A 24,745-nucleotide genomic window follows, 5' to 3' on the forward strand; every position below is an offset into this window, starting at 1 on the left:
CGGGCGGTCGATGTCGAGTGGATGAGAGGTAGCGGTCATGAGGTGCGTCGCCTGCGCAGCAGCAGGGCGGCGAGTCCTGCGAGCAGGCCGACGGCGAAGACGCCGGCTCCGACGAGCTGGACCTGGTCGAGGCCGACGCCGCCGGTGAACGGCAGCGCGAACGCCAACGGCTCGGCGGCGACGAAGCGATAGATCGCGGTCTGCCCGGCCGCGACCGTCACGGCGGACGGGTCGGCGGCGCGCCACAGGCTCGCGTTCGCGTGGTCGACGACCCCGCCCTCGCCGACGGTGCCGACGTAGCGCTCGAAGCGCAGCTGCAGGTGCGGCGCCTCCGAGGTCGACGCGAGGGCGTAGTTGTGGCCCGGCCGGACCTGCACGGTCGCGGCGGTCGTGGCCGTGTCGGAGCCGACGACGGTCGATGCCGACAGCCCCGGGCGCGCGGCGGGCGTCGCGGTCAGGGAGAACTGGGAGGGCACGACGGTCGCGGCGCCCTCGACGTGCTCGAGCAGCACGAGCCGGGCCGTCGCGTTCGTCACCGTGCAGGTGACCGCGTCGCCCTGGGTCGCGGTGACGTCACCGGCCGCCGAGACGGTGACGGTCGCCCCCGTCTGGTTCACGCACGCCCAGCCGCCGACCTGCACGTAGGTCGCGGGTCCGCCCGACTCGCTCAGGCGGTATGCCACGCCCGGCGTGATGCGGGCGCTCGCCGACGCGGCGCCGGAGGTGCCGGACGGGCCGGCGAGCGACCCGGTGGGCCCGGCCGCGGCGAGCGGCCACGAGCTGGGCGCCGCGTCGCCGAACGACACGGCCTTCACGAGCGTGAGCGTCGTGACGCGCACGCGGTTCACGATCGTGCAGTCGACGCTCGATCCGGGCTGCACGCCGGTCACGCTCGCGCCGCTCGCGCTCAGCAGCGCGACGGTGGAGACCGCCCCTGCCGGGGTCGTGACGGTGCACTGCCCGCTCACGAAGTCGAATCCGGCCTGCTGCGTCTCGCCGACGGCGATCGTCGCGAGCGCGGACGTGGCGCTGTGGCGCAGGCTCCAGCGCGCCGCCCCGTCAGCGAGCGTCTGCTGCGTGGTCGCGGTCGGCGTCGCGGTGACGGTGCCGGTCTGCGCGGTGGTGGCGGCGCGCACCGTCCAGCCCACGCCGGGCTGCGGATTCGCACCGTCGGCGTCCTGCACGACCTTGCGCACGACGACGCTCGTGACGAGCGGCGCGTTGGTGAACGTGCACACCACGCTCGCGCCCGGCACGGCCGGCGTCGTGAGGGCGATCGACGCGCCGGTGCCCGAGGTGTAGGCGGCGCCGTTGCTCGTGCAGGCCCACGTCGACTGGTAGTTGGTGAGGCTGCCGGATGCTGCGGTCTCGGCGATCGTCAGCGCGGCGGCGGTGGGCACGTTCACGCCGGTGACGCGAGCGGCCTGCTGGCCGATGCTCGTGCCGGTCGTCGTCGCGGTGCCCAGCACCGTGCTCGACGCGTTGCGCACCGCGAGCGTGAACTGGTCGGTGGCCGCGACGCGACCGGCGACGCTCTTGACGACCGTGATCGAGACGGGTGCTGCGCAGCTGGCGAGGTCGGTGCTGCTCGTCAGGGCGGTCGTGATGGGCGTGGTCCCGATCTGGGTCCACGTGGTCGGGTCGTAGCGCCGCACGGTCGTGGCGTTGCCGGCGTAGACGGAGCCGTCGGATTCGTAGGCGAAGCCGTTGATGTCGGCGCCGACGCTGCTCGCGACGGTCGTCGCGGTCGAGGCGAGCGTGCCGCCGGTCGCCGCCGCCAGGGTCGCCGCCGCGACGGTGTGCGTCGTGACGCCGCTCGTGCCGCTCAGGATGAGGATGAGGTTGCCGGCCGAGTCGAACAGCATGTCGCCGTTGGCGGCGATGGTCGAGCTCGTCGCGATCGTCCCGACCAGCGACCGCTGACCGGTCGCGGGATCGAACTGGTGGAGGCGGAAGCTGAAGGTCGAGCTGCCGGCCGCCTGGTGCGGGCCACCGAAGTAGTAGCGGCCGTTCGTGCGGCTCACCGCGCCGGCGACGAGCGACGAGGAGTTGCCGGTCGTGTAGGCGGAGCCCGCGACCGTCTCCCACCCGCTCGCCACCGTGTAGCGCAGCACCGAGAGCACGTCGGCCGCGGAGGTGGATCGCTCGATCGCGTACATCGTCGTGCCGCTGGAGCCGATGCCCAGCGCGTTGACGTTGGCGAGCGTGCCGGGGAACGTGCCGAAGTCGGTGATCGTGCCCGTGCCGCCGACGTTGTTCACGCGCCGGACGAGTCCGGCCGAGCTGACGGAGTAGAAGGCGCCCGTCGTGCAGGCGAGCGGGGCGCGCGCGGTAAGCGCGTAGGTGCCGAAGCTGTAGGCGCCCGCCGTCCATGTCGCGCCGGCCGGCATCTCGACGAAGGTCGACGCCGCCGTCGTGGGCGCGAGGTAGCCCGAGGGCGATGCGGTCTGCCGCAGGCGGTAGCGGTCGGTGGCCGTGATGCGGTGGGTGCCGATGTTCGTGACCTGCAGCTCGCCCGCGTCGGGGTCGAGGTCGGCGCCCGTGCACGGCGCGGCGGAGCAGTCGGCGACCGTGATGGCGGTGTTCCACGTCATGCCGGTCGCCGAGCGCGGTCCTTGCAGCTCGAACGTCGCGCCGCCGACGAGGGCACTTGTCGCCGAGTCGGTCGCTCGCCAGTGGAGGTACGGCGCGGCGACGGTCGGCTCGGGCCCCGTGACGGCGGAGGCCGAGGGCGCGGGGACGACTGGCCCCAGCAGCCCAGCGACGCCGCAGAGCAGCACCGTCGCGACCGCGACGATGCGCGCGCGCGCTCGGCGGCGGGGCAGGGCAGGGCGCATGCGGCAGCATCCTCGAGGTGACTGGGGGGAGAAGTCGTCGAGGGCTCTGACGGTGAGCTGCGCCTCGATCGGGCGTGATCAGGCTACGGTCAACTTGCGTGTACCGCAAGAGTCGCGCTCGTGCAAATACGCGTGAGAAGAACTCATGTTGTGGAGCGGCGATCACGCCGACGGATCAGCCCGCCGAGGCCCACTCCCGCACCCACTCGTGCATCACGATCGCGGCCGCAGCGGCCGCGTTGATCGACCGCGTGGAGCCGAACTGCCGGATCGCGACGTGGGCGTCCGCGGCGGCGATCGCGGCATCCGTGAGCCCTGGTCCCTCCTGCCCGAACAGCAGGATGCAGCGCTCCGGCAGCGGCGCCGCATCGACCGGCACAGAGCCCGGGGTGTTGTCGACCGCGACGATCGGCAGCGCCGCTCCCCTGGCCCAGGCGACGAGCGCCTCCACGGACTCGTGGTGCTCGATGCGCTGGTAGCGGTCGGTCACCATCGCACCACGGCGGTTCCAGCGGCGCTTGCCCACGATGTGCACTGCGGATGCGGTGAACGCGTTGGCGGTGCGCACGATCGAGCCGATGTTGAGGTCGTGCTGCCAGTTCTCGATCGCGACGTGGAACGGGTGGCGGCGGGTGTCGAGGTCGGCGACGATCGCCTCCATGCGCCAGTAGCGGTACCGGTCCACGACGTTGCGCCGGTCGCCCAGCGCGAGCAGCTCGGGGTCGAAGCGGTCGTCGTGCGGCCGCTCGCCCTGCCAGGGGCCGACGCCCACCTCGAGCTGCGGCTCGACGTCCCGCTCGGATCCGTCCGGCTCGCGCTCCCCCACCCCTCCAGGCTAGGGCGCGTCAGACGATGATCGAGGCTGGAGCCATGCTCGCCGGCTCGGCGTGCTGCCCCTCGCGCCCCACGCCGTGGCGACCCCGCACCGGCTGCAGCGGCACTCGAGGGCGGGACGTGCCGGTCACGACGATCGCGCCGAGCGCGAAGGCCCCAGCGAGGGCGACGGTCCACCACGGCTTGCCAGGGATCTCCGGCATGACGAGTGCCGGGTCGTCCGCGGGCGGGTTGTCCACGCGCTCCGCGGTGACGAAGATGCGCTGGCTGTTGATGCCGAGCGGCGTGCAGGTCACGAGGGTGACGAGGTCCCTGCCCACCACCGGCAGCAGCGGGTCGGTGTCGGCGGGATCGAAGACCTCGGAGCTGATGATCCGGTACGTCAGCGTCTCGCCCTCGACGTCGATCTGGACGAGGTCGTCGACGGCGACCTTGTCGAGGTCGGTGAAGAGCATCGACTCCGGCAGTCCCCGGTGCCCCGTGAGCACCGAGTGGGTGCCGACGCCGCCGACCGGGAGCGATGAGCCGAAGAGGTGGCCGATGCCGGCCCGCAACGTCTCCTCCATGGTGCCGTGGTAGACGGGGAGGTCGACGCCGATCGAGGGGATGCGGATGCGCGCCATGACGCCGTTCGCGTCGTTCGCGAGCAGCGAGCGGTACTGCTCGGCGATCTCCCCCGTGCCGTCGGCCGAGCTGGGGTCCTGGGGATCGCCGATCGCGCCGCCGGGAAGGGTGTCGTTGTAGGCGCGGGCGTGCACGAGCGCCTCGCGCTCGACCGCCGCGCCTTCGCTGCCGCGCTCGACCGAGTACTCCTGCGTGAGGTGCGACTGCTCGAGCTGCGAGAACCAGGAGGCCCCCGCGGGGTAGAGCATCGTCCCCGCCCCCAGGATCGTCAGCACCGCGACCGCGACCGCGCCGCGCACGGCGCGGCGGGTGGGGCGGATGGGGCGCATGGATGCTCCTGGGGCCGGGGACGGATGAGGCGGAGAGGTGAGGGGAGGTCGCGGCTGCTGCCGCGACCTCCCCTCGTGGTGGATCAGGCCTGCTGCTCGGCGCGGCGGCGGCCGGCGACGATCAGGAAGGCGCCAGCTGCGACGACGAGGAGCGAACCGCCGCCGATCATGAAGGCCATCTGGCCGTCGCCACCCGTGATGGGGAGCGCGAAGGCGGGGACCTGCGTGTTGGCGACCTTGACCTGCACGGCGTTGGCGGTGGTGCCTGCCGTGACGGTGAAGGCGATCGGGGTCGAGTTGACCTGGTAGCCGGTCGGCGCCGTGATCTCGACGAGCTCGTAGCTGCCCGCGATGAGGCCCGGGATGACGACCTCGCCGTTCTCGCCGGTCGTGAACTGCGTCTGGCGGGGCGTGCCGGTGCCGACCGGGATGGCCGTCGCCGAGCCGGGGAGGCGGACCTCGAAGACCGCGCCCTGGAGGCGGAGGTTCTCGTTGGTCGACGGGTACTTGATGATGCGGGCGGCGCCCCAGCTCGAGACGACCTGGGTCGCCTGGACCGTCGTCGTGCTGTTGATGTTCACGGTCGCGTTGTTCTCGATGCTGCCGTCGCCGAGGGCGGTGACGGTCGCGTTGACCTCGAGGATGACCTGCGAGCCGTTCGGAGCGGCGTTGACCTTCGCGAGGCCGGCCGGCGTGAGCGTGACCGTGACGAGGCCGGTGGCGGCGTCGGTCGTGAGCGTGTAGTCGGGCGTCGCGGTGCCCGGGGCGTTGAGCACCGTGGCGCCGAGGCGGACGACCGAGCTCGCGTAGGTGACCTGCGTCACGTCGAGCGTGTCCGTGATGACGTACGACGTGATCGGGTTGCCGGTCTGCTTGTTCGGGACGTTCGTGGTGACCGTGTACTTGACGGTGTCACCGAGCGCGCGCGCGGCGGTGGTGTCCTGCGCGAGCGTGATGCCCGTGAGCGCGTTCTTGGGGTAGACGTGCACGTCGTAGACCCAGGCCCCGTTCTCGGGCAGCGGGATCGAGACGAGGAACGGCTGGGCGCGGAGCGCGACGGGCTGGGCGCCGACCGCGGTCTCCTCGACGAGGTAGACGCCGACGGGGAGCGAGCCGAAGGTGGCCGTGCCGTCGGCCGCGGTGACCTGCGTGGCCGCGGTGCCGAGCGAGTAGCCGCTGCCTGCGGCGGTGACCTGCGCCGGCGTGAGGGTCGACAGCGTCTGCCACGTCGACGACTTCGTGAGGTCGAGGGCCGTGGCGTGGGTGACGCGGCGCACCGAGAAGGTGACGCCCGAGACGGGGGTCAGCGTCGAGGTCTGCGCGCTCGGCAGCGCCGAGCCGGTCGAGCGAGCGCCCTGCGTCGTCGGCTGCTGGAACTTGTGCACGACGACCGAGCCGGTCGCCGCGGGATTGATGTTCGACGAGTCCGGGGCGGCCATGGCCGGGCTGGCCACGCCGAGCGCTGCGGCCACGCCGATGCCCGCGGCGACGAGGCCAGCGACGAGGCGGCTGCCCTTCCTGCGAGTGGTGGTGTTCATGTGATTCTCCTTGATGGTGCCGATCGCGGTGATCGGGTTCGGCGTGGCGCCGGGTCTGTGGGTGAGGGGTCAGGCCGCGTGGCGCCTGCGATGGAGCAGGAGCCCGAGGCCGGTCAGGAGGGCGAGGGCCGCGAAGCCTCCGCCGAGCAGCTGGATCTGGGCCGTGCCGACGCCGCCCGTGGTGGGCAGCACGAACGGGTTGGGCGCGGTGGCGACGAACCGGTAGATCCCGGTCTGTCCCGCTGCGACCGAGACGGTCGCGGGATCGGCCGCCACCCAGAGGGCGGCGTTGGTGTGGTCGACCGAGCCGTTCGCGCCCACCGTGCCGGTGTAGCGCTCGAACCGGAGGCCGATGGAGGCCGCCGTCGAGGTCGAGGTGAGCGCGTAGCCGTGACCGGGGCGCACCTGGATGGTGCTCCCGCTCGCGACCGACTCGGAGCCCGTCACCGTCGTCGCCTCGAGGCCCGCGAGGGCCGTCGGCGTCGAGGTGAGGGAGAACTGGCTCGCCGTCAGCGAGGCCGTGCCCTCGATGCGCTCGAGGACGACGAGGTTCGCCGTGGCGTTGCGGACCGTGCACGTGACGTCGTCGCCCTGCGCCGCCGTGACGTCGCCCGCGGCGCTCACGGCGACCGTGGCGCCCGTCTGGTTCACGCACGTCCAGCTGCCGACCTGCGCGTAGGTCGCGGGACCGCCCGACTCCGAGAGGCGGTAGGCCACGGCCGGCGTGATGCGAGCGCTCGTCGTGGTGGCGGCGCCGCTCACCCCGGTCGGACCGGCGAGCGCGCCGGAGGGGGCGGTCGCGGTGAGCGTGAAGAGGCTGGTCTGGGCGGCGCCGAAGGTCACCTGCTTGACGAGCGTCAGCGTCGTCGGCCGGACCTTGTTCGTGAAGACGCAGCTCACGGTCGATCCCGGCGCGATCGTGAGGGTGCTGCCGGCCGCGCTCGTGATCGCCGTGCGCGCCGGGGTGCCGCCGAGCGGGGTGACGTCGCAGTACGCCTGCACGAAGTCGAAGCCGGCCTGCTGCTGCTCGCTGATGGCGATCCTGGCGGCGGTGCTCGCGTTGGTGTGGCGGATCGTCCAGCTCGCGGTGCCGTTCGCGGCGGTCTGCTGCGTCGACGTCGTGACGGTGCCGATCTGCGTCGCGCCGGAGGCGACCGCCGCGCCGACCGTCCAGCGCTCGCGCGGCGCGGTGTTCGCGCCGTTGGCGTCCTGCATGTCCTTGCGCACCGTGATGCTCGTGACGAGCGGGGCGTTCGTGAACGTGCACACGACGCTCGCCCCGCCGGTGGCTGGCGTGGTGAAGGTGCCCGACGTGCCGGTCCCGGAGGCGATGACCTGCGTCCCGCTCACGCAGGCCCAGCTCGCGTCGTAGTTGGCCGCGGTGCCGGAGGCCATCGACTCGGAGATCGTGACGGTCTCGGAGGTGGGGACGGTGATGTCGGTGATGCGGGCGGCCTGGACACCGGTGGCGGTACCGGTCGTGGTGGCGGTGCCGAGCACCGTGCCGCTCGTGCCCTGGCGGATGGAGAGCGCGAACTGGTCCGTCGGGGCGACGCGGGCGGGGACGGCCTTCTGCACCGTGATCGTCACCGGCGCCGCGCAGCTCGCGAGGTCGACGCTGCTCGGCAGCTGGCCGATCGTCGTCGGCGTGCCGCCCGCCGCATCCACCCGACGCAGCTGCGTCTCGGTGCCGAAGTAGACAGATCCGTCGGAGTCGAAGGCGACGCCGTTGACGTTGGCGGCGACCGACGCGACGGTCGTGCGCACCGACGCGAGCCGGGTCGTGCCGGTCCCGGCGCTGACCGCGGATGCCGCGACGTCGAAGCGCGACACCGTCGTGCTGCCGTTCAGCGGGCTGTGGAAGACCACGAGGTTGCCGGCCGCGTCGAACGCGATGTCGGCGTTCTGCTCGGCGGTGAGGCTGGTCGTGATGATGCCGACTCGCGAGACCGCGCCCGTCGCCGGGTCGAACTGGTGCAGGCGGAAGTTGTAGACGCTGCCCTCGAGGAAGCCGCCGCCGAAGTAGAAGCGACCGTTCAGGGGGCTCACCGCGCCGGCGATGAGCGAGCTGCCGGCGTTGTAGCTCGCGGGGATCGACTGCCAACCGGTGGTGCTGCTGTAGCGCAGCACGCTCTGGACGGAGGTCGTGCTGGCGCGCTGGAGCGCGTAGAGCGTGCCGTCGGCGCTCGCGCCGAGTGCGTTCACGTCGTCGACGCCGGGCCACTGGCCGAAGGTCGACAGGCTCGCCGTGCTGCCGTTGACGACGATCGCGCTCACGGTGCCGTTGGCGGCCGTCGCGTAGAGGCGGCTCGACGCGCACGAGACCTCCGGCAGCGCCGCGACCTGGAAGGCCGAGAAGCTGTAGACGCGCGACTGCCACTGCGCGTTGCTGCCCATCTCGGACCAGGCGGTCGACGGCGACTCGTAGCCGGCTGGGCTCGCCGTCTGGCGCAGGCGGTAGCGCGAGCCCGTCTCGACGCGGTGCGAGCCGATGCTCGCGACCTGGAACTCGCCGGCGTCGGGGTCGACGTCCGGTCCCGCGCACGGAGCAGCGCTGCAATCGGTGACGGTGATGGCCGTGTTCCAGCTGACGTTCCACTCCATGTTGCCCCAGACGGTGCTGGTGCGCGGTCCCTGCAGCTCGAACGTCGCGCCGCTCACGAGCGCGCCGGACGCATCCGTCACGCGCCATGCCACCGAGGTCGAGCTGATCGTCTCGGGGCCCGGGATGGCCTGTGCGGCCACCACCGATGCGAACGGCAGCAGCAGCCCGCCCATGACCGACAGCACGACCGCAGCGACGACGGCTCGCGTGGAGCGTCGTGGCGTGGACGTGCGGATGCGCATGGGGATGACTGCCTTCGAGAGGGGGGAGAGGACCGCGCAGGAGTGGTGGGCAGGGATTCGCGCACCGGGCGGTGGTTCTTCCAGAACGGTATTGAGCCAGTCTCAGCAAACTTGCCCGTGGCGCTAAAGGAATCCTCAGTTCATGACTCGGCAACCTCAGCGTTCGGCAAGGTTGGTTCGAATTCGAAGGAAGTCAGGTGTTCACGAGGCCGTCACAGAAGGCGGCGTGCGGGGCGCGTAGCCTGAGCCCATGCGCACCCGTGCTGACATCGAATGCTGGCTGACCGACATGGACGGCGTGCTCGTCCATGAGGAGCGGCCCCTCCCCGGCGCCAAGGAGCTGCTGCGGCAGTGGCAGGACGCCGGCACCGAGTTCCTCGTGCTCACGAACAACTCGATCTTCACGCCCCGCGACCTCGCGGCGCGCCTGCGCGCATCCGGCCTCACCGTGCCCGAGGAGCGCATCTGGACGAGCGCGCTCGCGACCGCCGACTTCCTCCATGACCAGATGCCCGGCGGCTCGGCGTTCGTGATCGGCGAGGCGGGCCTCATCACCGCCCTGCACGAGATCGGCTTCACCATGACGGAGTCCGACCCCGACTTCGTCGTCATCGGCGAGACCCGCTCGTACTCGTTCGAGGCCATCACGAAGGCGATCCGGCTCATCGCGGCCGGTGCGCGCTTCATCTCGACGAACCCCGACGCGACGGGCCCGAGCGCCAACGGCATCCTGCCGGCGACCGGGGCCATCAACGCCCTCATCACGAAGGCGACGGGCCGCGTGCCCTACATCGTCGGCAAGCCGAACCCGATGATGTTCCGCTCGGCGCTCAACAAGATCGGCGCGCACTCCGAGGTCACCGGCATGATCGGCGACCGCATGGACACCGACATCATCGCCGGCATGGAGGCGGGTCTGCACACGGTGCTCGTCATGACCGGCATCTCCGACCCGTCGCTCGTCGCGACCTACCCCTTCCGGCCCGACGAGACGCTGCAGGGCGTCTACGAGCTCGTCGACCCGGTCCCCGCCGAGTCCGAGCTCGACGAGCCCCACACCGACGTCTAGCCCCCTCGATCGGGATTCTCAACGGAGCGACTGGCAGCGCGAGGCGATAGTGCCCTCGCGCTGCCAGCTGCTCCGTTGAGAGATCAGGACTCGGAGAGCAGGCGGATGACGTGGGCGCCGAAGAGGCCCGCGATCACGGCCGCGGCGAGTGCAGCGGGGGCGAGCACCCGGTCGATCGGGCGGTGAGCCGCCTCGCGCGCGTCGAGCCCGTCGATGCGGATCCAGCCGTAGAGCGCGGCCTTGCCTCGCCGGACCGCGGCCCCCGCGACGGCGAGCGCGAGCATCGCCGACGCGACCGCGAGCAGCAGCCAGAGCCACGGCACCGACGCGCCCGCGGCCGCCCGGAACGGCGCGAAGGCGAGGGCGCCGAGCATGAGCGGCAGCACCCACCACGTGATGGGCGGGCCGAAGCCGCGCGCGACCACGAGGCCGAGCACGGCGGCGACCGCGAGCAGCACCACGCCCATGAGCAGGCCGCCCCAGCCCGCGACCTGGCAGACCGCGGTCGACAGCGAGCCGCATGCCTCATCGGCCGACAGCAGCATCCCGGTCGCGCTCGAGGCCGACGCGGCCCCGTAGCCGGCCGTCGCCCACGACGTCAGCAGCCCGAGCCATCCCGTGGCCGGCTGCCCGGCGACGATGAGGGGCGGCCTCCGGAAGAGGCGGTCGGACCAGCGCACGCTGCAAACGCTACGCCCGCCTGCTGGTCGGCCGAGCCCGGCCGCCCTAGGGTCGTGGGCATGATCCCCGCATCCTGGATCCCCCACCGCCGGGCCGACGGCGAGGTGGTCGGCTACCTGCGCGAGGCGGACGACGGCTTCCAGCCGATGGATCTGCTCGGCCGCCCGCTCGACGAGCCGGGCGACTGGTCCGACGCCGAGGCGCTGCTCGACGAGCACACCCTGGCGTGGCTCATGGACGCGTTCCTGCTCACGGTCGACGGCGCCGAGGAGCGCGTGCGCGTCACGGAGGTCACGCCCGAGCGGGTGCGCGTGAAGCGCGACGACCTCGGCGCGATCGGCGGCGACGCGCGCTTCTGGGAGCTGCCGGTGCCGGATGAAGGGCGCCTGCGGCCCGCGCCGCCGCTGACGGAGTGGCCTGGCTAGGCGGGCTTCAGCAGCCAGGCGACGACGAGCATCACGGGCAGCGAGGCGATCGTCGTCAGCAGCACGATGTCGCGGGTGACCGCGGTCGCGCGGTCGTAGCGGAGCGCGTACTGGTACATGTTCTGCGCCGACGGCAGCGCCGCCATCACGGTGCACGCGTAGACGAGCTGCTCGTCGAGCCCGAACGCGAACCGCGCGAGCAGGTAGGCGATCACCGGCATCGCGAGCGACTTCAGCACCACCGCGAGCGCCACCTCCTTGCGGCCAGAGCCGGGCTGCAGCGGTCGCTCCCCGCCGAGCGAGATGCCGAAGGCGAGCAGCATGAGCGGCACGGCGGCACCGCCGAGGATCTCGAGCGGCGCGAGCACCGGGTCGGGCAGCTGGATGCCGAGCGCCGACACGAGCGCGCCGAGCGCCGCGGCGATGAGCATCGGGTTGCGCAGCGGCTGCGTGATGATGCCCATGAAGGATGCGCGGCCGGCGGTGAGCACGTCGAGGGTCGTGAGCAGCAGCGGCGCGAGCACGAGCAGCTGCAGCAGCAGCATCGGCCCGATGAAGCCGGGATCGCCGATCACGTAGATCGCGACCGGCAGGCCGATGTTGTTGACGTTGCTGTAGCCGGATGCGGTGGCGCCGAGCGCGATGCGGCTGGGGTCGCGCGTGAACCAGATCCGGGCGACCACGATGTAGATGACGGCGACGGCGATGAAGCCGATGAGCGCGACGGCGAGCACGCTCGAGAAGAGCAGGCCCACGTCGGCCTCGCTCAGCACGATGAAGAGCAGCGCGGGGCTCGCGGCGAAGAACGACGTCTTGTTGAGGACCAGCCGGCCCTCCTGGTTGACGAGGTTCAGCCGCGCGAGGAGCCAGCCGACGAAGATGACGAACCCGATGACGGCGAAGCCGATGAGCACGCCGCCCATGTCACCTCCGCGCTCGCTCGTCCGCTGGTGAGGACAAGTCTGACATCACCACGGTGCCGGGCGTGCCATGCGTGGTCCCGACCCGGGCAGCCGCCGGCGCAGCCGTCCGGCTCGGCCGGCAGCGGAGGCGCGGCTCCTCGGTACCGGCGAAGCGCTACTGGGCCTCGAGGCCCAGGTCGTCGAGGCGGATCGCCGCGCGGTAGTCGACGCCCGCGGCTTCGATCACGGCCTGCGCGCCCGTGGCGCGGTCGACGATGACGGCGACGGCGACGACCTCCGCGCCCACCTTGCGGAGCGCCTCGATCGCCTTGAGCGGGCTGCCGCCGGTCGTGGAGGTGTCCTCGACCACGACGACGCGCTTGCCCTCGAGCTCCGGCCCCTCGATCTGGCGGCCGCGCCCGTGGTCCTTGGGCTCCTTGCGCACGACGAACGCGTCGACCTCGAGGCCGCGGGCGAGGCCGCGGTGCAGCACCGCGTTCGCGAGCGGGTCGGCGCCCATCGTCAGCCCGCCGACGGCCGAGACGTCGGGGATGTCGGCGATGAGGTCGAGCAGCACGTCGCCGATGAGCGGCGCGGCGCGGTGGTCGAGCGAGAGCTTGCGCAGGTCGATGTAGTAGCTGGCGCGCTTGCCGCTGGTGAGCACGAAGTCGCCGTGGAAGACGGCTTCGTCCCGGATGAGCTGGATGAGCTGGTCGCGCGCGGTCACGCCCCCAAGGCTACTTCTCAACGTCGCCTGTGGTCGCTCGTGCCGCTCAGCGGCTCGTCCGACCACCCGCGACGTTGAGAAGACAGGGGCGGTCAGCCGTCGCTGGGGCCGGGCAGGCTGTCGCCGCGCGGCTCGCGGCCGGTGCGCGTCTCGCGGCCGGTCCAGGCGGCGAAGCGCTCTGACGGCGAGGCGTCGGCCGGCGGCTCCATCGCCGCGCCGAAGATGGTGGGCTTCCGGATCGACGCCTCGTTCGCCCGCTCGCGGTACTCCTCCATCCACTCGAGCAGCTCGGCGGGGAAGTCGAGGTTGCCGGCGAGCCCGACGCGGGCCGAGCCCCAGCGGATGTCCCACGCGTGGAGCGCCATGTCGAGCGTCGCGAGCGGCAGGGCGTGGAACGCATCCTCGTCGGCGTCGTGCGCGGCCGAGCGCAGCCGCGCGGCGAGCACCTCCCACGCCTCGACGGCCTCGAAGTCGGAGCCGTGCGCCATGACAGTGCTGTGGTCGGCGGTGAGGTCGCCCTCACCCTCGGCGCGGCCCAGGAGCGCGCCGGCGCCGTACTCCGCCTGCACGCCCGTGACGTGGCGGATCACGTCGGCGATCGACCAGTCCGTGCAGGCCGAGGGCAGGCCGAGCCGGTCGGCGCCGGCTCGCGCCTCGGCCGAGAACAGGTCGAGAGCCTGGAGGTAGCGTTCGCGAGCGGTGCCCATCCATCCATAGTGCACCGTCGCACGCGCCGAGCCCCGGCGCCGTGCGCACGCGAGGCCCGGCGGATGCGCGTCGGAGCACCCGCGGAGGGGTCCCGCCCGTAGGCTCGATGCATGCGCATCGCCACCTGGAACGTGAACTCCGTGCGCGCCCGCACCGCTCGCATCGTCGACTGGCTCGAGCGCAGCGACGTCGACGTGCTGGCCATGCAGGAGATCAAGTGCAAGACGGAGCAGTTCCCCTACGCGGCGTTCGAGGCCGCCGGGTATGAGGTGCAGGCGCACGGCTTCAGCCAGTGGAACGGCGTGGCGATCGCGTCGCGGCTGCCGATGACGGAGGTCGAGCGCGACTTCCAGGGGCAGCCGGGCTACGCGAACACCGGCGACCCGGTCGTCGAGGCGCGCGCGATGGCGGCGACGGTCGAGGGCGTGCGGCTGTGGAGCCTCTACGTGCCGAACGGCCGCGACCTGGCGCACGCGCACTACGGCTACAAGCTCGAGTGGCTGCGCGTGCTCGCCGACCACCTCGGCACCTGGGGCGGGCGCCCGCTCGCCCTCATGGGCGACTTCAACATCGCGCCGCTCGACACCGACGTCTGGGACATCGGTGCGTTCGACGGCTCGACGCACGTGTCGAAGCCCGAGCGAGCCGCGTTCGACGCGCTGCTGCAGGCCGGGCTCGTCGACGTCGTGCGCGACCGCGCCCCCGGCTACACCTACTGGGACTACAAAGCGGGGCGCTGGAACAAGAACGAGGGGATGCGCATCGACTTCGTGCTCGGCACCCCCGAGCTCGCCGAGCTCGTCACGCGCGCCTCGATCGACCGCGATCAGCGCCAGGGCGACGCGCCCTCCGACCACGTGCCGGTGGTCGTCGACCTCGACCTCGAGACCGAGCTCGACGACGACCGCCCGATGATCTTCTGATGCCCCGCCCGGTGGCCCTCCTGCCCGCGCGGTCGACGCGCACGGTGCGCGCATGAGCACCGCGGGAGGCGTCGGCCCCGACGAATGGGAGGAGCTCGAGCCGCGGCGCGTGCGGACCCCGGCCGAGCGCCTGCGGCTCGCGGCGTGGGTGCTCATCTTCGCGAACCTCCTCGGGCTGCTGCTGCTCGCGCCGATCGGCGACGGCGGGCTCCTGCAGGCTGCGGACGCGTCGGGCACCGACGTCGGCCCCGCGCGGCTGACCTTCTGGATCACGCTGCTCGGCGCGACGATCGTGGGCAACGGGATCGGCGCTGCGGCGGCCGCGACTCGTCAGCGCTGGGCGATCGTGCCGCCGGTGCTCGCGGCGGTCGCGAGCTGGACCGGCTTCCTCATCGCGACGACGCTCGTCTGACGGGCGCATCCGGGCACCCGCGCACGTCCGTTGCGGCCGACAGCCGGACCGCGCGCGACGCCGGGAAGTGGCAGGAAAGCCGGGGCCGGGTGCAACAAACGTGCGCGACGGACTCCATACGCTGGATTCACGCACGGATCGTGCAGCGCGCATCGCGCACAGCGCGATCCGCCCAGATCCCCGACCGAACCATGGAGGCTCCCATGACGATGACCCAGGCCACCGCCGCCGACCTCCGCCAGCACCCCGCGTGGCTCCGCATCAAGGCCGCAGCGACGGCGCTGCAGCCGATGCAGTCGAAGAGCGGCGCCATCGAGGACGCGGCCGACCACGACGCAGCCCGCGGCCACGTCGCCGACCTCGTGCAGGGCATCCGTGAGATCGCGCCGGAGTTCCCCCACGACGCCGCGTACCTCGCGCAGGCAGCGGTCGACTTCGAGCGCTGGGCGGCCGAGGGCTTCGGCGTGCCCGACTTCTTCGACGCGCTCGTGGAGTTCCAGCCGCAGCAGCACCGCGTCGACGGCCTGCAGCACCTCGTGGTCTTCCCGATGGTGACGCAGAACGGCTCGAGCGACCGGCTCGTGGAGGCCGTGCTCGTCGAGGTCATCTGGCCCGACTTCATCGCCGACCTCGAGGCCGGCGACTACTCGAACGCGCTCTTCGTGCCGCTGCGCTTCATCGACTTCACGGCCGGCTACGACACGAACTCGGCCGTGCTCTTCCCCGAGACCGTCGCCATGCGCGAGATCCCCACGTTCACGTGGGGCGCGATCTTCCAGGACCGCGAGGCCGCGCGCTTCCGCCGCGTCGTCGAGGCCGCGTGCGAGGTGACGAAGCTCGAGCTGCCCGCCGACGCCGCCGAGATGCTCGCCGACCAGTCGCTCGCCGAGCAGACCTTCGTGATGTGGGACCTCATCCACGACCGCACCCACATGCGCGGCGACCTGCCGTTCGACCCGTTCATGATCAAGCAGCGGATGCCGTTCTTCCTCTACTCGCTCGAGGAGCTGCGCTGCGACCTCACCGCGTTCCGCGAGTCGGTCGCCATCGAGCGCCGCATCGCGGCGATGCCGGTCACCGGCGAGGGCGCGGCGACGGAGGCCGACCGCGACCTGGCGAAGCACGCGAAGCTCGTGCAGTACGCGGTGATCTTCGACCGCATCTTCCGCTTCGCGATCACCGGCACCCGCACCCGCAACTACGACGGCCTCGGCGGCCAGCTGCTCTTCGCCTGGCTGCACCAGCACCGCGTGCTGCACTGGACCGACACGCAGCTCGCCTTCGACTGGGACGAGGTGCCCGACGTCGTCAACAAGCTCGGCGAGGCGATCGAGCTGCTGTACTGGAAGTCGATCGACCGCCCGAAGATCGCGCACTGGCTCGCCGCCTACGAGCTCGTCTCCTCCGTCGTCGAGCCGCACCCCGCATCCGCGTGGAAGGCCGGCGCGCTGCCGCTCGAGGGCGCCCCGCGACAGCTGACCGACCTGGTGATGGACGACGAGTTCCCGCTGTCGATGTTCTACGAGGCCTTCGAGAAGAAGATGCGCGACGTCATCGCCTCGACGAAGGGCATCACCGCCTAGCGGTCCCCCGCTCATCAGCGAGGAGGTTCCCGGCAGGGAGCCTCCTCGCTGCATGCGGATGCGGAATGCCGCACGCCGCTCGGAGGTTCGCCTCGAGGACTGCTCGCTGAGCGTCGAAGGCTTCGAGGAAGGGTTCACCATGACCAAGATCACCGTGCTGGGCGCCACCGGGTTCGCCGGCGGCCACATCGCAGCGGAGGCCGCGAGCCGCGGCCACGAGCTCACGCTCGTCTCGCGGTCCGCGCCGCAGGACGCGCCCGCCGGCGCTCGCGTCATCCAGGGCTCGGTGCTCGACGCCGACGTGCTCGCGCAGGCGATCGACGGCGCCGACGTCGTGGTGGGCGCGCTGTCGCCGCGCGGTGACATGGAGGGCAAGGTGGCCGATGCCTACGCCGACGTCGCCGCCCGGCTCGCGCCCGGCACGCGGTTCATCATCGTCGGCGGCTTCGGCTCGCTCAAGGACGAGGCGGGCGACCGCATCGTCGAGACCGCGGCGTTCGCGCCCGAGTACAAGCCGGAGGCGCTCGAGCTCTTCTCCGCCTTCGAGCGCGTGAGCGCGATGGACGTCGACTGGACCTACGTGAGCCCGGCCGGCACCTTCGGCGGGTACGTGCCCGACCAGACGCGGCGCGGGGAGTACCGCACCGGCGGCGACGACGCCTTCTACGACGCCGACGGGCAGTCGGTCATCTCGGGTCCCGACTTCGGGCTCGCGGTCGTCGACGAGATCGAGGCCGGCGCGCACGTGCGCGAGCACATCTCGTTCGCGTACTGAGCAGGCTCGCTCGCGGCGCGGCATCCGCCCCTGTCGCGAGCGCCGCGGGTCTGCGACAGTGCTGGCATGGACGTCGAGTGGATCCCTGATTACGGCGAGCTCCTGAAGCGCGGCCTGCGCGTGCCGCTGGAGGGCAGCGAGGACGACGCGGTCGCCGCGGTGCTCGAGCAGCTGGACGCCGGCGGCGCGACACCGGGCGAGGTGGAGGTGCGCGACCTCGTGCGCGAGGCGCGCGCGGGCGCTGCGAAGCACCACGACGCACCGTGACGAACCCGGTGCTGCGAGCGCTGCGGCGCATCGCGGCACCGGTGTCGCGCACGCGGTGGTTCCGCCGCGTCGGCCCACGAGCCCTGCCGGTCGCCGAGCGGGTGCTGCGTTGCGCGACCGGCGGCCGACTCGTGGTGTCGGGCATCCTCGTGCCCTCGCTCGTGCTGCACACGACCGGCGCTCGGTCCGGGCAGCCGCGCAGCTCGGAGCTCATGTACACGCCCGACGGCCGCGGCGGCGCGATCGTCGCGGGCACGAGCTTCGCTCGTGCGGCGCATCCGGCGTGGACGGCGAACCTGGCCGCGCATCCCGACGCGGAGGTCGTCGTGCGGGGCAGGCGGTTCCGCGTGCGCGCCGAGCGCGTGCCCGACGCCGAGCGCGAGGCGACCTGGGCGCGCATCGAGCGGCAGTGGCCCGGTTACCGCCAGTACGAGCGCGACTCCGGCCGCACGGTGCGGCTGTTCCGGCTGACGACGGACGCTGTCCCGTCGCCCTTCGACGGCAGGCTCCGGGGCCGGGGGCGCGGCGCGGGACGCGGATGACGCCCGGTCGGCTCGGCTCGCCCCTACGCTGACGCCATGGCATCGCTCATCCCGCCGGTCGACACGAGTCGCCGCACCGCCGACCTGCTCGGCAGCGCCGCCGTGCTCGTCGCGGTCGCGGTGCTCGGCTACGCCGCGACCATCGTCATGGGCGTGCTGCTGTTCGCGGCGAACCCCGAGGGCGGCGCCGCCCGCACGTGGGCGATGCTGCTCACCTGGCAGCTGCCGCTGGCCGTCTGGATCGCGACGGTAGTCGCCGTCGTGGTCCTGGCGGTGCAGCGCCGCCGCGCGCTGCGGGTGAGCCTCGTCGGCGCGAGCGTCATCGCGGTGTCGGTCGCCGCCGGGCTCGTCGTCGCGGCCGGCTGACCGCGCGGGACCGCGAGAGCGGGCGCGCACGGCACACTGGAGCCATGCGCATCCTCATCGCCGGCGCCACGAGCGCGCTCGGGCACGCCACGGCATCCGCCCTGCTCGAGTCGGGGCACCACGTGATCGCGGTCGGCTCGAACGCCGACCGGCTCGGCATGGTCGACGCTGGCGAGCGCTTCGAGTGCGACCTCACCGACCCGGATGCCGTCCGGCAGCTCGGTGAGGAGGTCGGCGACCTGGACGGCCTGCTGCACCTGGTCGGCGGCTGGCGCGGCGGCGGCGGCCTCGCGGGCCAGTCCGACGAGGACTGGGCGTGGCTCGAGGCGCGCGTCGTGCGCACGCTGCGCAACACCACCCGCACCTTCGCCGACGCGATCGGGCGCTCGGAGGCGGGCGTCATCGCGATCATCTCGACGACCGGCGTCGAGCGCCCGACGGCCGGCAACGCCAACTACGTGGCGCTCAAGGCGGCCGCGGAGGCGTGGCTCGCCGCCGTCGGCCACCAGCTGCGCGCGACCCCGGCCCGCACGGTCGTGAAGCGGGTGAAGGCCCTCGTCTCCGACGCCGACCGCGCTGCGCAGCCCGACCGCGACTTCGCCGGCCACACCGACGTGACCGCCCTCGCCGCCGACCTCACCGCCGAGTTCTCTCAACGGAGCAGTCGGTAGCGCGAGGGCAGTATCCCCTCCTGCGACCAGCCGCTCCGTCGAGAGTCAGTCGGTGCGGGTGAGCAGGAAGAGCGGGATGAGGCGGTCGGTCTTCGCCTGGTAGTTCGCGTAGTCGGGCCACGCGGCGACCGCGCGCTCCCACCATGCATCGCGCTCGGCGCCGGGCTCGAGCTCGCGCGCCATGTAGTCGTGGCGCTCCGCGAGGTCCTGCAGCTCGACGAGCGGGTGCTGCTTGAGGTTGTAGTACCAGACCGGGTGCTCCGGGGCGCCGCCCTTCGAGGCGACGACGACGTACTCGCCCTCGTGCTCGACGCGCATGAGCGCGGTCTTCCGCAGCTTTCCCGACCTCGCGCCGACGCTCGTCAGCAGGATGATCGGCTTGCCGCGCAGGGTGTTGGCCTCGGCGCCGGCGGATGCTTCGAACGCCTCCGCCTGCTTGCGCGCCCACTCGGAGGTGCTGGGTGCGTACTCGCCCGTCAATGGCATGCGTGCTCCTTCGTCCATCGCGAGCGTAGCCCGGCCGCGAGACCGAACCCGAGCGTTGCCCGAGCGGGCCCGCCGACGTACGGTCCATGCAGCGGCGCACCCCGGGAGGACCCATGGCCATCGCAGTGCTCGACATGTCGATGTCGCTCGACGGCTTCATCGCCGGACCCGACGACAGCCCTCAGCTGCCGGGCGGCGCCGGCTTCTCGCTCCACGACTGGATCGGCGACCCTGACGATCCGGGCAGCGCCGACGGTCGCGACCGCGAGCTCATGGACGCCGTCCGCGACGCCGGCGCGGTGCTGTCGGGCAGGCGCACCGCCGAGCAGGCCGCGCACTGGGGCGGCGACCACCACGGGATGGGCGTGCCGATCTTCGTCGTCAGCCGGCGGGCGCCGAGCGCCGAGGCCGCCGCCTTCCCGCTCGTGCACTACGTCGCCGACCCGGTCGATGCGATCCGCCAGGCGAAGGCGGCCGCGGGCGATCGGCGCGTGCACATGATCGGCGCCGCGTGGGTGCCGGCCGCGCTCGAGGCGGGGGCGATCGACGAGATCCAGATCCATCACGTGCCGCTGCTGCTCGGCGCGGGCCGCCGCCTCTTCGACCTGCTGCCCGCCCCCATCCGGCTCGAGATCGCGGAGGTCATCAGCACCCCGCGCGCCACGCACATCCGCTACCGCGTCCTCTCCCCCTGACCCGCAGGATCCTCAACGTCGCCAGTGGTCGCGCATCGCCCTCACAGCCTCGCGCTACCACCCGCGACGTCGAGGATCAGAGGCGGCCGACGCGGGTGACGCGCACGACGGCGGTGCCGGCCTCCGCGGATGCGGCGAGGTCGATCGACGCCCAGATGCGCCAGTCGTGGTCGCCCGCCGGATCGGCGAGGATCTGCTGCGCCTCCCAGACGAGCGGCCCCTCGTCGATCTGCAGCATCCGGGCGCTGCGCGCATCCGCTCCGGTGCCGATCGACCCGTGCTCCTCGTAGTAGGCGTCGAGCGCGTCGCCCCACGCGTCGGCGCCGAAGCCGGCGGCCGCGTCGAGCTCGCCGAGCTCCTCGTGCTTGTCGAGCGCCGCGAGCTGCACGCGCCGGAACAGCTCGTTGCGCACGAGCACCCGGAACGCCCGCGGGTTCGCGACCACGGAGGGCGGTGGCGGCGGCGCGATCGGCGCCTCGCCGGGCGCGGTGGGATGCATGAGCTCCTCCCACTCGTCGAGCAGGCTCGAGTCGACCTGTCGCACGACCTCGCCGAGCCACTCGATGAGGTCGAGCAGCTCGTCGGTCTTCGCCTCGTCCGGCACCGTCTGGCGGATCGCGCGGTACGCATCCGAGAGGTAGCGCAGCACGAGCCCCTCGCTGCGGGCGAGCGCGTAGTGCTGCACGTAGTCGGCGAACGTCATCGCCCGCTCCCACATGTCGCGCACGACCGACTTCGGCGACAGCGCGAAGTCCGACACCCACGGCTGCGACGACGCGAAGACCGCGAGCGCCTCGGTGAGCAGCTCGTCGAGCGGCTTCGGGTGCGTGACCGCCTCGAGCAGCTCCATGCGCTGGTCGTACTCGATGCCGTCGGCCTTCATCGCCGCGACCGCCTCGCCGCGCGCGAGGAACTGCTGCTGCGACAGGATCGGCCGCGGGTCGTCGAGCGTCGACTCGATCACCGAGATGACGTCGAGCGGATGCGTCGGGTCGGCCGGATCGAGCATGTCGATGACCGCGAGCGCGAACGGCGAGAGCGGCTGGTTGAGCGCGAAGTTCGGCTGCAGGTCGACGGTGAGGCGGATGCGGTCGGGCCCGCCGTGCGGATCGGCGTGCTGCTCGACGACGCCGGCGGTGCGCAGCGTGCGGTAGATCGCGAGCGCCCGCCGCTCGAGCGCGAGCTGCGACCGCCACGGCTCGTGCGAGGAGGCGATGAGCTCGCGCATCTCGGCGAACGCGTCGCCGCCGCGGCCGATGACGTTGAGCAGCATCGAGTGGCTCACCTGCATGTGCGAGGTGAGCGGCTCGGGCTCGGCGGCGATGAGCTTCTCGAACGACGGCTGGCCCCACGACACGAAGCCCTCTGGCGCCTTCTTGCGCACGAGCTTGCGCCGCTTCTTGGGGTCGTCGCCCGCCTTCGCGAGCATCTTCGCGTTGTCGGCCTCGTGCTCGGGCGCCTGCGCCACCACCGTGCCGGCGGTGTCGTAGCCGGCGCGGCCCGCGCGACCCGCGATCTGGTGGAACTCGCGCGCCGACAGCTGGCGCATCCGGGTGCCGTCGAACTTCGTCAGCCCCGTGAGCAGCACCGTGCGGATGGGCACGTTGATGCCGACGCCGAGCGTGTCGGTGCCGCAGATGACGCGCAGCAGCGCCTGCTGGGCCAGCTGCTCGACGAGCCGCCGGTACTTCGGCAGCATGCCGGCGTGGTGCACGCCGATCCCCGAGCGGACGAGCCGCGAGAGCGTCTGCCCGAAGCGCGTCGTGAAGCGGAACTCGCCGATCGCGTCGGCGATCTGGTCGCGCTGCTCGCGGCTGATGATCTTCACCGAGGTGAGCGCCTGTGCGCGCTCGAGCGCCGCCGCCTGCGAGAAGTGCACGATGTAGACCGGCGCGCGCTGGGTGGACAGCAGCTCCTCGATCGTCTCGTGCACGGGCGTCATGGCGTACTCGTACGAGAGCGGCACGGGCCGCTCGACGCCGGTGACGACGGCCGTCTCGCGACCGGTGCGGCGGCTGAGGTCGTCGGCGATGCGCGTGACGTCGCCGAGGGTCGCCGACATGAGCACGAACTGCACGTGCGGCAGCGTCAGCAGCGGCACCTGCCACGCCCAGCCGCGCTGCGGGTCGCCGTAGAAGTGGAACTCGTCCATGACGACCTGGTCGACGTCGGCGGCGTCGCCGTTCCGCAGCGCGAGGTTCGCGAGGATCTCCGCGGTGCAGCAGATGATCGGCGCATCCGCGTTCACCGAGGAGTCCCCCGTCACCATGCCGACCTTCTCGGCGCCGAAGATCTCGACGAGCGCGAAGAACTTCTCGCTCACGAGCGCCTTGATCGGCGCCGTGTAGAAGGTGCGCTTGCCCTGCGCGAGCGCGGCGAAGTGCGCGCCGGCGGCCACGAGCGACTTCCCGGTGCCGGTGGGCGTCGAGAGGATGAGGTTGGCGCCGCTCACGATCTCCATGAGCGCCTCCTCCTGCGCCGGGTAGAGCGGCAGCCCGCGCTCGTCCGACCAGGCGGCGAACGCCTCGAACGCGGCGTCGGGATCCCAGGTCGCTGGCGCGTGGTCGAGGAGGCTCATCGACTCGATCCTCCCGCACCACGCGCCGCTCGGTAGAATCTCCTGTGCTCCCCCATCATTCGGACCCGTCCGGCGCGCCCGCGGACCAGTCGGCGGCGCCCGACGCGGCAATCGACGACGCAGCGGAAGCGGCCCCCGCCACGCTCGACGCCGCCGACGTCGCGACGACCCTCCGCGTGCTCGAGACGCTCCACAGCATGGACCGCGACGACCCGCACTACGTCGCGGTGCGGCAGGCGACCGCCAACATGTTCAAGGAGGTCAAGCTCGCGAGCCGCAAGGCGAAGCACGCGCGCATCCAGGCCGCCGACCGTGCCGTGGTCGCCGCGACCGCGACGGGCGCCCCCGACCGCATCGACGACGAGACGCGCGGCATCCCGCTCGCGACGCGGGCCGCAGCGCCCACCGCCGGCACGCTCATCCGCTCGCGCGGCTGCTACATCTGCAAGCAGCAGTACACGCTCGTCGACGCGTTCTACCACCAGCTGTGCCCCGCCTGCGCGGCGACGAGCCACGCGAAGCGCGACGCCCGCACCGACCTGACCGGCAAGCGCGCGCTGCTCACCGGCGGCCGCGCCAAGATCGGCATGCACATCGCGCTGCGGCTGCTCCGCGACGGCGCCCACACGACGATCACGACGCGCTTCCCGCGGGATGCGGTGCGCCGCTTCTCGTCGCTGCCCGACTCCGCGGAGTGGCTGCACCGCCTCAAGGTCGTCGGCATCGACCTGCGCGACCCCGCGCAGGTGATCGGGCTCGCCGAGGAGGTCGCCGCCGCAGGTCCGCTCGACATCCTCATCAACAACGCGGCGCAGACCGTCCGCCGCTCCGCGGGCGCCTACGCGCCGCTCGTCGAGGCCGAGCTCGAGCCGCTGCCCGCCACCGGGCCGAACGGCGGCCCGCTGCCCGAGCTCGTGACCTTCGGGCACACGAACGACGCGCATCCGCTCTCGCTCACCGCATCCGTCGCGGCGCACCCGGTGCTCGCGAGCACCGCCCGCACGGCCGACGAGCTCACCGCCGAGGCGATGGCCGCGGGCTCGAGCTCGCTCGAGCGGCTCGCGGCCGGCACCGCGATCGACGCGGGCGGGCTCGTGCCCGACGAGGAGCACGTCAACTCCTGGACGCAGCACGTCGACCAGGTCGAGCCGCTCGAGATGCTCGAGGTGCAGCTCGCCAACATGACGGCGCCCTTCCTGCTCGTCTCGCGGCTCCGGCCGTCACTCGCCGCGTCGACCGCCCGCCGGACCTATGTCGTCAACGTGTCGGCGATGGAGGGCGTCTTCGGCCGCGGCTACAAGGGCCCCGGCCACCCGCACACGAACATGGCGAAGGCGGCGCTCAACATGCTCACCCGCACGAGCGCGCGCGAGATGTTCGAGAGCGACGGCATCCTCATGACCGCCGTCGACACCGGCTGGATCACCGACGAGCGCCCGCACTTCACCAAGGTGCGGCTCGCCGAGGAGGGCTTCCACGCGCCGCTCGACCTCGTCGACGGCGCCGCCCGCGTCTACGACCCGATCGTGCGCGGCGAGGCGGGCGAGGACCTCTTCGGCGTCTTCCTCAAGGACTACGCGCCCGGCTCGTGGTGAGCGCAGGTCGTGGTGAGTGCAGGTCGTGGTGAGTGCAGGTCGTGGTGCGCGCAGGTGCTGTTGAGCGCAGACACCGGTGACGACGTGGTCGCGACGCGATGACGCCCGCCGAGCTGCGGGCGCTGCCGCCCGGCACGCGCGTCGTCGTGCGCTACCGGCTGCACGGTGACTCCCACGGGGCGACGGATGCGCTCGGCGACCTGATCGCCGTCGGCCCGACGTCGTGCACGGTCGCGACGCGTCGCGGCGAGGTCGTCATCGCGATCGCCGACATCATGGCGGCGAAGACCGTGCCGCCGGCGCCGGAGCGGCGACCGCGCTAGCCGCGCGC

At 72.5% G+C, this 24,745-nt stretch carries 24 protein-coding genes; 13 read left to right on the forward strand and 11 right to left on the reverse strand.

Translation table 11 applies throughout. The annotated features are described in order from the left end of the window. Nucleotides 1–35: 35 nt before the first annotated feature. The 5 genes from ACVWW9_RS03825 to ACVWW9_RS03845 form a co-directional block, all read right to left on the reverse strand. Nucleotides 36–2,837: a hypothetical protein gene (locus tag ACVWW9_RS03825; protein WP_456514439.1), complete on the reverse strand. Its 2,802-nt coding sequence runs from the start codon at nt 2,835–2,837 to the stop codon at nt 36–38. A gap of 175 nt (nt 2,838–3,012) precedes the next feature. Continuing rightward, nucleotides 3,013–3,663: a TrmH family RNA methyltransferase gene (locus tag ACVWW9_RS03830; protein WP_456514440.1), complete on the reverse strand. Its 651-nt coding sequence runs from the start codon at nt 3,661–3,663 to the stop codon at nt 3,013–3,015. A gap of 19 nt (nt 3,664–3,682) precedes the next feature. After that, on the reverse strand, nt 3,683–4,624 hold the full coding sequence (locus ACVWW9_RS03835; protein WP_456514441.1) for a class C sortase: 942 nt from the start codon (nt 4,622–4,624) through the stop codon (nt 3,683–3,685). 83 nt (nt 4,625–4,707) lie between these two features. Continuing rightward, nucleotides 4,708–6,162, reverse strand: coding sequence for a SpaH/EbpB family LPXTG-anchored major pilin (locus ACVWW9_RS03840; protein ID WP_456514442.1), 1,455 nt, complete (start codon nt 6,160–6,162; stop codon nt 4,708–4,710). Nucleotides 6,163–6,231: 69 nt separating this feature from the next. Next, nucleotides 6,232–9,009 carry a hypothetical protein gene (locus ACVWW9_RS03845; RefSeq protein ID WP_456514443.1) on the reverse strand — a complete coding sequence of 926 codons (2,778 nt, stop codon included), beginning with the start codon at nt 9,007–9,009 and terminating at the stop codon, nt 6,232–6,234. Nucleotides 9,010–9,259: 250 nt separating this feature from the next. Between ACVWW9_RS03845 and ACVWW9_RS03850 the strand changes: the two genes are divergently transcribed. Beyond that, a complete protein-coding gene (locus ACVWW9_RS03850; RefSeq protein WP_456514444.1) occupies nt 9,260–10,078 on the forward strand; it encodes an HAD-IIA family hydrolase in 819 nt (272 codons plus the stop codon). Between the two features lie 83 nt (nt 10,079–10,161). On the opposite strand, the gene ACVWW9_RS03855 is transcribed toward ACVWW9_RS03850, so the two are convergent. Continuing rightward, nucleotides 10,162–10,758 carry a hypothetical protein gene (locus tag ACVWW9_RS03855; RefSeq protein ID WP_354258217.1) on the reverse strand — a complete coding sequence of 199 codons (597 nt, stop codon included), beginning with the start codon at nt 10,756–10,758 and terminating at the stop codon, nt 10,162–10,164. Between the two features lie 60 nt (nt 10,759–10,818). Here ACVWW9_RS03855 and ACVWW9_RS03860 point away from each other — a divergent pair, with 60 nt between their 5' ends. Continuing rightward, nucleotides 10,819–11,184, forward strand: a complete 366-nt coding sequence (locus tag ACVWW9_RS03860) for a hypothetical protein (protein WP_456514445.1) — start codon at nt 10,819–10,821, stop codon at nt 11,182–11,184. Here the strand turns inward: ACVWW9_RS03860 and ACVWW9_RS03865 are convergent. The 3 genes from ACVWW9_RS03865 to ACVWW9_RS03875 all read right to left on the reverse strand — a co-directional run bounded on the left by ACVWW9_RS03865 (nt 11,181) and on the right by ACVWW9_RS03875 (nt 13,520). Next, nucleotides 11,181–12,107: an AEC family transporter gene (locus ACVWW9_RS03865; RefSeq protein WP_456514446.1), complete on the reverse strand. Its 927-nt coding sequence runs from the start codon at nt 12,105–12,107 to the stop codon at nt 11,181–11,183. The genes ACVWW9_RS03860 and ACVWW9_RS03865 overlap by 4 nt on opposite strands. Nucleotides 12,108–12,261: 154 nt before the next feature. Beyond that, complete coding sequence (pyrE, locus tag ACVWW9_RS03870; protein WP_456514447.1) at nt 12,262–12,813, reverse strand: orotate phosphoribosyltransferase; 552 nt, start codon at nt 12,811–12,813, stop codon at nt 12,262–12,264. Between the two features lie 92 nt (nt 12,814–12,905). After that, on the reverse strand, nt 12,906–13,520 hold the full coding sequence (locus ACVWW9_RS03875) for a hypothetical protein (protein ID WP_456514448.1): 615 nt from the start codon (nt 13,518–13,520) through the stop codon (nt 12,906–12,908). Between the two features lie 111 nt (nt 13,521–13,631). Between ACVWW9_RS03875 and ACVWW9_RS03880 the strand changes: the two genes are divergently transcribed. The 8 genes from ACVWW9_RS03880 (at nt 13,632) to ACVWW9_RS03915 (ending at nt 19,060) form a co-directional block, all read left to right on the forward strand. Then, nucleotides 13,632–14,444 carry an exodeoxyribonuclease III gene (locus tag ACVWW9_RS03880; RefSeq protein ID WP_456514449.1) on the forward strand — a complete coding sequence of 271 codons (813 nt, stop codon included), beginning with the start codon at nt 13,632–13,634 and terminating at the stop codon, nt 14,442–14,444. 52 nt (nt 14,445–14,496) lie between these two features. After that, complete coding sequence (locus ACVWW9_RS03885; RefSeq protein WP_456514450.1) at nt 14,497–14,856, forward strand: hypothetical protein; 360 nt, start codon at nt 14,497–14,499, stop codon at nt 14,854–14,856. Nucleotides 14,857–15,059: 203 nt separating this feature from the next. After that, on the forward strand, nt 15,060–16,439 hold the full coding sequence (locus ACVWW9_RS03890; protein WP_456514451.1) for a DUF6421 family protein: 1,380 nt from the start codon (nt 15,060–15,062) through the stop codon (nt 16,437–16,439). Nucleotides 16,440–16,578: 139 nt separating this feature from the next. Beyond that, a complete protein-coding gene (locus ACVWW9_RS03895; protein ID WP_456514452.1) occupies nt 16,579–17,214 on the forward strand; it encodes an NAD(P)-dependent oxidoreductase in 636 nt (211 codons plus the stop codon). A gap of 66 nt (nt 17,215–17,280) precedes the next feature. Continuing rightward, a complete protein-coding gene (locus ACVWW9_RS03900) occupies nt 17,281–17,481 on the forward strand; it encodes a hypothetical protein (protein ID WP_354258193.1) in 201 nt (66 codons plus the stop codon). Continuing rightward, on the forward strand, nt 17,478–18,023 hold the full coding sequence (locus tag ACVWW9_RS03905; protein WP_456514453.1) for a nitroreductase family deazaflavin-dependent oxidoreductase: 546 nt from the start codon (nt 17,478–17,480) through the stop codon (nt 18,021–18,023). Before ACVWW9_RS03900 ends, ACVWW9_RS03905 begins: the two co-directional genes overlap by 4 nt. Nucleotides 18,024–18,059: 36 nt before the next feature. Continuing rightward, nucleotides 18,060–18,389 (forward strand): hypothetical protein, encoded by a 330-nt coding sequence (locus ACVWW9_RS03910; protein ID WP_456514454.1) that lies wholly within the window; start codon nt 18,060–18,062, stop codon nt 18,387–18,389. A gap of 44 nt (nt 18,390–18,433) precedes the next feature. Next, complete coding sequence (locus ACVWW9_RS03915) at nt 18,434–19,060, forward strand: SDR family NAD(P)-dependent oxidoreductase (protein WP_456514455.1); 627 nt, start codon at nt 18,434–18,436, stop codon at nt 19,058–19,060. 45 nt (nt 19,061–19,105) lie between these two features. Here ACVWW9_RS03915 and ACVWW9_RS03920 read toward each other — a convergent pair whose 3' ends face one another. Beyond that, nucleotides 19,106–19,546, reverse strand: a complete 441-nt coding sequence (locus ACVWW9_RS03920) for a nitroreductase family deazaflavin-dependent oxidoreductase (protein WP_456514456.1) — start codon at nt 19,544–19,546, stop codon at nt 19,106–19,108. A 113-nt stretch (nt 19,547–19,659) separates the two neighbouring features. Here ACVWW9_RS03920 and ACVWW9_RS03925 point away from each other — a divergent pair, with 113 nt between their 5' ends. Then, nucleotides 19,660–20,241, forward strand: coding sequence for a dihydrofolate reductase family protein (locus ACVWW9_RS03925; RefSeq protein WP_456514457.1), 582 nt, complete (start codon nt 19,660–19,662; stop codon nt 20,239–20,241). Between the two features lie 76 nt (nt 20,242–20,317). On the opposite strand, the gene ACVWW9_RS03930 is transcribed toward ACVWW9_RS03925, so the two are convergent. Then, on the reverse strand, nt 20,318–22,819 hold the full coding sequence (locus ACVWW9_RS03930) for a DEAD/DEAH box helicase (protein WP_456514458.1): 2,502 nt from the start codon (nt 22,817–22,819) through the stop codon (nt 20,318–20,320). A gap of 110 nt (nt 22,820–22,929) precedes the next feature. Between ACVWW9_RS03930 and ACVWW9_RS03935 the strand changes: the two genes are divergently transcribed. Both ACVWW9_RS03935 and ACVWW9_RS03940 read left to right on the forward strand, forming a co-directional pair. Then, nucleotides 22,930–24,414: an SDR family NAD(P)-dependent oxidoreductase gene (locus ACVWW9_RS03935; protein WP_456515402.1), complete on the forward strand. Its 1,485-nt coding sequence runs from the start codon at nt 22,930–22,932 to the stop codon at nt 24,412–24,414. A 98-nt stretch (nt 24,415–24,512) separates the two neighbouring features. Further along, nucleotides 24,513–24,737 carry a putative acetyltransferase gene (locus ACVWW9_RS03940; protein WP_456514459.1) on the forward strand — a complete coding sequence of 75 codons (225 nt, stop codon included), beginning with the start codon at nt 24,513–24,515 and terminating at the stop codon, nt 24,735–24,737. Nucleotides 24,738–24,745 lie beyond the last annotated feature (8 nt).

Source organism: Agrococcus sp. UYP33 (genome assembly GCF_054060915.1).

What these genes read in the sequence shown, in the direction of transcription:
- ACVWW9_RS03835 (WP_456514441.1), bottom strand. Translation starts at nt 4,624, where the DNA reads ATGCGCCCCATCCGCCCCACCCGCCGCGCCGTGCGCGGCGCGGTCGCG.
- ACVWW9_RS03875 (WP_456514448.1), bottom strand. Translation starts at nt 13,520, where the DNA reads ATGGGCACCGCTCGCGAACGCTACCTCCAGGCTCTCGACCTGTTCTCG.
- ACVWW9_RS03900 (WP_354258193.1), top strand. Translation starts at nt 17,281, where the DNA reads ATGGACGTCGAGTGGATCCCTGATTACGGCGAGCTCCTGAAGCGCGGC.
- ACVWW9_RS03890 (WP_456514451.1), top strand. Translation starts at nt 15,060, where the DNA reads ATGACGATGACCCAGGCCACCGCCGCCGACCTCCGCCAGCACCCCGCG.
- ACVWW9_RS03910 (WP_456514454.1), top strand. Translation starts at nt 18,060, where the DNA reads ATGGCATCGCTCATCCCGCCGGTCGACACGAGTCGCCGCACCGCCGAC.
- ACVWW9_RS03920 (WP_456514456.1), bottom strand. Translation starts at nt 19,546, where the DNA reads ATGCCATTGACGGGCGAGTACGCACCCAGCACCTCCGAGTGGGCGCGC.
- ACVWW9_RS03895 (WP_456514452.1), top strand. Translation starts at nt 16,579, where the DNA reads ATGACCAAGATCACCGTGCTGGGCGCCACCGGGTTCGCCGGCGGCCAC.
- ACVWW9_RS03860 (WP_456514445.1), top strand. Translation starts at nt 10,819, where the DNA reads ATGATCCCCGCATCCTGGATCCCCCACCGCCGGGCCGACGGCGAGGTG.
- ACVWW9_RS03885 (WP_456514450.1), top strand. Translation starts at nt 14,497, where the DNA reads ATGAGCACCGCGGGAGGCGTCGGCCCCGACGAATGGGAGGAGCTCGAG.
- ACVWW9_RS03840 (WP_456514442.1), bottom strand. Translation starts at nt 6,162, where the DNA reads ATGAACACCACCACTCGCAGGAAGGGCAGCCGCCTCGTCGCTGGCCTC.
- ACVWW9_RS03915 (WP_456514455.1), top strand. Translation starts at nt 18,434, where the DNA reads ATGCGCATCCTCATCGCCGGCGCCACGAGCGCGCTCGGGCACGCCACG.
- ACVWW9_RS03825 (WP_456514439.1), bottom strand. Translation starts at nt 2,837, where the DNA reads ATGCGCCCTGCCCTGCCCCGCCGCCGAGCGCGCGCGCGCATCGTCGCG.
- ACVWW9_RS03865 (WP_456514446.1), bottom strand. Translation starts at nt 12,107, where the DNA reads ATGGGCGGCGTGCTCATCGGCTTCGCCGTCATCGGGTTCGTCATCTTC.
- ACVWW9_RS03850 (WP_456514444.1), top strand. Translation starts at nt 9,260, where the DNA reads ATGCGCACCCGTGCTGACATCGAATGCTGGCTGACCGACATGGACGGC.
- ACVWW9_RS03845 (WP_456514443.1), bottom strand. Translation starts at nt 9,009, where the DNA reads ATGCGCATCCGCACGTCCACGCCACGACGCTCCACGCGAGCCGTCGTC.
- ACVWW9_RS03925 (WP_456514457.1), top strand. Translation starts at nt 19,660, where the DNA reads ATGGCCATCGCAGTGCTCGACATGTCGATGTCGCTCGACGGCTTCATC.
- ACVWW9_RS03940 (WP_456514459.1), top strand. Translation starts at nt 24,513, where the DNA reads ATGACGCCCGCCGAGCTGCGGGCGCTGCCGCCCGGCACGCGCGTCGTC.
- ACVWW9_RS03930 (WP_456514458.1), bottom strand. Translation starts at nt 22,819, where the DNA reads ATGAGCCTCCTCGACCACGCGCCAGCGACCTGGGATCCCGACGCCGCG.
- ACVWW9_RS03880 (WP_456514449.1), top strand. Translation starts at nt 13,632, where the DNA reads ATGCGCATCGCCACCTGGAACGTGAACTCCGTGCGCGCCCGCACCGCT.